This is a genomic window from Clostridium boliviensis, assembly GCF_033342255.1.
Classification (GTDB): domain Bacteria; phylum Bacillota; class Clostridia; order Lachnospirales; family Lachnospiraceae; genus Lacrimispora; species Lacrimispora boliviensis.
The window spans coordinates 1-329 of record NZ_JAWONS010000033.1; the positions used below are offsets into that span (position 1 = coordinate 1).

The 329-nt window shown below is 51.7% G+C and carries 1 protein-coding gene; it reads left to right on the forward strand.

Annotation, left to right across the window (positions count from 1 at the left end):
- Positions 1-213 (forward strand): hypothetical protein (locus tag RZO55_RS02125; protein WP_318062658.1); only part of this gene is annotated, 213 nt, incomplete at its 5' end.
- Positions 214-329 lie beyond the last annotated feature (116 nt).

Below are 329 nucleotides of genomic sequence, written 5' to 3' on the forward strand. Positions count from 1 at the left end.
GCCGCCCTAACCCTGCAGGAGGTGCTGTCCAACCCCCAACCCGTCACCTCCTTCCTGCGGAATCCGATCGGCTTCATCCGTTCCTGGTGGCGGGAGCTTCGCAAACGGCCTCCTCAGGAGGCCGCCGTGGCGGTGACGGCGCTCCTCGCGGAGCAAAGAAGATGTATTGAAAGAACAACGATCTTTATTGGGAAGTGGCGGATACAATGGTGAATTGGAATTCATTGAAAGAAAGGTTTCCTTTTGACTCTTCATTGCTACGAAGTCGAGAAAGATCAAAAACCACAGGAGATTTTGTTTCAACCTGGAGGAGCACTCTATCTATTTAT